The sequence below is a fragment of the Stenomitos frigidus ULC18 genome (genome assembly GCF_003003795.1).
In the GTDB taxonomy this organism is placed as follows: domain Bacteria; phylum Cyanobacteriota; class Cyanobacteriia; order Leptolyngbyales; family Leptolyngbyaceae; genus Stenomitos; species Stenomitos frigidus_A.
This window is the reverse complement of the sequence record NZ_PVWK01000024.1, coordinates 1-4,236: the sequence shown is the minus strand read 5'-3', so window position 1 is coordinate 4,236 and position 4,236 is coordinate 1. Positions and strand designations below refer to the sequence as shown.

The 4,236-nt window shown below is 51.4% G+C and carries 2 protein-coding genes; both read left to right on the top strand.

Going from position 1 to position 4,236, the window contains the following annotated elements:
- Positions 1 to 116: 116 nt before the first annotated feature.
- Complete coding sequence (locus C7B82_RS04950; protein ID WP_106255204.1) at positions 117 to 1,034, top strand: DUF1838 domain-containing protein; 918 nt, start codon at positions 117 to 119, stop codon at positions 1,032 to 1,034.
- Positions 1,035 to 1,668: 634 nt separating this feature from the next.
- A complete protein-coding gene (locus C7B82_RS04945) occupies positions 1,669 to 3,918 on the top strand; it encodes a Dyp-type peroxidase (protein WP_106255203.1) in 2,250 nt (749 codons plus the stop codon).
- The last annotated feature ends 318 nt before the right edge of the window (positions 3,919 to 4,236 follow it).

The following is a 4,236-nucleotide window of genomic DNA, read 5'->3' as shown; positions in this document are numbered from 1 at the left end:
AACGCAATCCAGAATTACCAAAATGGGATATCCTTATTCAACCTGCTAGCGGGTAAATTCATTCCTAGAAATCTCCTTAATACCTTTGATCGCCTTGCATAGGCAGGCTGGTAAACATGTTTTCCAAGCAGGCTAGAACAACCAAAGGTAGCCAAACTGTTTTTGTTTTTGTCGTCGCGACTCTTTCTGCTGGCATTGGTTTCGCTGCGACCCCGTCAGCGGTACAACCGAGCGGTCTAGAGACCTTTATCCGCGTGCGCTGTTCGACCACAGGGAACAATATCTACACCGAATGGCAAGGGTCAATGTATGCGTTTGTCCCACAAGAACGGCAGCGCAAGCTTTTTAAGTTTTTAGGTATGAATGTTGCCCGCTGCCTTAAGAATCAGCAGGGTAAATGGCAGTTACTTTCCCGTGAACTCACCTATTATCTCGACCCTCAAACGAATCAGCTTGTCCATCGGTGGGAAAATCCCTGGACTGGCGAAACTGTTGCCGTCGTTCACGTTGCCAATAACCCAGTGCAATATGTTTTGTCTGGTAATCCATCCAGTGAGAACGATGGGAACAATATCACCTTTGTCAGCGACAACCTGCTGACTTATCCCAATGTGCTCGCTGCCGATGCCAAGTTTAAGGACTATAGTCCAGAAAAGCTCTATCAAGCCGGGGAATTCTTTCAACTCACAACCTCCGTTACCGACTTGAAACATTCAACTCATGCGGTGAAAAACATGCACATCGCTTGGACGCGAGTGGGGCCCTGGTTACCCTGGATGAAGATGAAAGGTAAACCCGGATATTTAGTCTATAGCGCGACTGGCGAGAAAGTAGCCAACTTTGAAGCCCTTGATCCTCTCTTAAAGGCAGAAATCAAGACTCGACTTCCTTTGTACAAGGAGGCTCCTCGCTGTTTCCTGGCGACAAAAAACGAAACGTCGTGGACATATTTTAACAAGTACTTTGCTGCCTATCTTCAAGCTGAGCGCTTCCCTATAGCCGCACCTGCAATGAATGATGTGTGTGAACACTAATTCCTGGCGATCGTAAACCCAGGTAAGCGCATCTCCAGAGCCTGTTTATAGTGATGCTCATTATGAGCTATCTACTCCACAGACTTTTCAGCACAGCGTCGGCATCAGAGATATAACGAGATCTTTATTTTTAAGCCTCTGTCCTTAACAAATTAGAATTTTTCCATCTTGTTAATCTAGCTACAATTTTCTTTGTAAAAGCTGGAAAAACCTCTCTTTAAAGATGCTCATGGTGCATCGACCCTGTTCTTCATAGTCGCTGAATGGATTGGCTACTTGCGAATTTAACGAGTCTCAAAGCTTCCTTTTGGGATTGAGCCGAGATACATGTAATTTTATGCCATGGAATGTCGAAATGCTTATGTAGCTTGGATCATAGACAACGATTACCTTAGCGTTCTCTAGCTTGATCTACTGCGCAGACAGCAACTAACCAGACGTGTTTAGGGCGTTTCAGCGACTAGCCTCTACGACAGAATCAGGGTTTCAGACCATAACTTTTGCGTTATTGATGCCAAATTTAGTCCACTCGAAATTGGTGGCACTGTTTTACACGTATCTCGGCGCGACCCCACCTAGGTCCAACGGCTTTTCCAACAACAACGTTCCTACTAACTCATCGAAGAGGTAACCTATGGCGAATTTTGTGATTCAAGGTCGGGTCATCGATCGCAACTTCCAGAAAGGCGCATCGAGCGTGCAGGTGGAAGCTTGGGACAAGGATTTGATCATCAATGATTTGGTCGGAGCTGCAACTACCGATGACCAAGGCGGATTTCGGATTGAGTTTGAGTCGGCCTACTTTCAGGAACTATTTGCCGATCGTTCCCCCGATTTGTTCTTCAAGATTTTTCAGAAAGGCGAACTGATTCGCAGTACCGAAAACGCGGTGCTGTGGAATGTGGCGGCGGGCGAAACCGAGATTGGTATCGAAGTTGAGTTGAAAGCCTGCCCGTTTCCCACTGCGCCTGGTGCATCCTCTAGCTCAACCCCTGCTCCGACAAAACCTGTCGTGCGGGAAGCGCCACAACCCTCTGGCAAGAGCTTGAAGCACGACCCCACTCGTCCTGCCGTACCGACCGAACCCGTGCTGGCGATCGAAAACATCCAGGGCAATATCCTGTCTGGCTTCAACAAAGACCAGCAAACGCTGCTGTTTCTGCGGGTAGATAACCAGTCCGATTTCCGGCGGTGGCTGGGGGAACTGATTCCCTTTATCGCCACCACTGCCGAAGTGCTAGCCTTCAATCGTCTGTTCAAGGAGATCCGGCGGCGACGCTCTGCTGAAACCCGGACGGTGCAAGCCACATGGGTGAATATCGCCCTCTCCTTCCGGGCCTTGCAACTGCTGACAGAGGATGACGAAACCCTGCGATCGCTGGCCTGCGAGTTCCCCGACTACCAGCAGTGGGCGGACGATCTGGCAGTGCTGAAGGCAGACGCATTCAAAGATGAAGCCTTCAAACAGGGCTTGCAGGCGCGATCGATCGACCTCGGCGATCCGCGTGACGCAGAAGCAGGAGAAGATCCAGAGGCGATCGAAGGCAACCGTCACAACTGGCTGGTCGGTGGGCCAAAGAACGAAGCCGATGTCGTGGTCATCGTAGCCAGTGACAGTCCGGCAGAACTGGCAGCCGAAGTCGCCCGCATTGAGGAAACCATCTACTCCGGTCGCACCCACAACGGCAAACACGCCAACAGTGGCGTCACTATCCTCTATAAACAGCAGGGAGCTACCCTGCCCCCACCTCTCGTTGGTCACGAACATTTCGGCTTTTTGGATGGAGTCAGCCAACCCGGAGTCCGAGGTCGGATTTCGGAAGACGAGCATGATGTCCTCACGCTGCGTCAAAACCCCCAGGAGCCACTGGATCAGGGCAAGCCAGGACAGGATCTGCTGTGGCCAGGAGAGTTTATCTTTGGCTATCCTGACCAAGATCCTCTCGCTGCCGAGGTTAAAGATCCTGGGGTAGATTCGCTCACAGGCGAAAAGTGGGATGGCAACAAGCCCAGCACCGACCGACCCAAACAAGGTCCAATTTGGGCCAAGGATGGCTCCTTCCTGGTGATCCGGAGGCTGCGACAGGATGTGGGAGGCTTCCACAAGTTTTTAGCAGACACCGCTACGACGATCGGCACCACTCCCGAACTGCTAGGAGCAAAACTGGTGGGTCGATGGAAAAGTGGCGCACCAATCTTGCGAGCCCAGACCAAAGACAATCCCAAACTAGCGGACAACGACTGCGCCAACAACCACTTCGAGTTCGTCGGCGCATCCGAACCGATTCCGCCCCAACCCGATCCTGACAAACCCGATTGCCTGGTCGAGGATGCCCGCTGCATAGACAACGACCCTACGTTTGAAGTTTCCCCTGGTGATGCGTTGGGCGCGATCTGCCCCTGGGCGGGTCACATTCGTAAATCCTATCCCCGCGATGACGAGTCTGCCAGCATTAACCCCAACCTGCCGCCGGGCGTGCCCAAAATTGGCGAAGTAAGTACCCAAACTCACCGCCTGCTACGCCGTGGCATTCCCTTCGGACAGCCCTACTACCCTCCAAATGACCCGGATAGGACGATCGACTCTGGCAATCGTGGTCTCGTGTTTGCGGCTTACCAAACCTCGATCATCGATCAGTTCGAGTTTGTGACCCAGCGCTGGGTTAACAGTCCTGGGTTTAAGGAAACAGGCACAGGCCACGACCCAATCATTGGGCAGAACAATACGCCTGGAGAACAACGCAAACGTACCTTCAAGGTGACGATTGATGGCAAACCCCAAGAGCTTTCTACTAACAACGATTGGGTGATTCCCACGGGCGGCGGCTATTTCTTCGCCCCGGCGATCAACGCTCTGTGTCTGTTGACGGGCAGGAAGAGATGATGTCGGCGTACAGTGCCAATTAGGGGTGACTGAAGCGAAGCCGTCATGAAGTGCAATTAGGCTGAAACTATTACATGTAGCGACCTGCAATACTAATCGCTCAAACCTGCAATCAAGACAGTTTCAAACCAGGATTAACTGCATCCCGGCGCAGTAGTGCTGTTTTGAGGTCAACGGCTTACGGCTTTTCTCAAACTCACTCTAGGTAAGGCTTATCGGTCATCTGGCACCTTTTTGCCTTTATGTCGGCGTGCGATTCGTTTCTGCCTAAGTCAAGCCCCTCCACCAGGTTTGAAATAAAGCAGAGTCAGGGTGTTT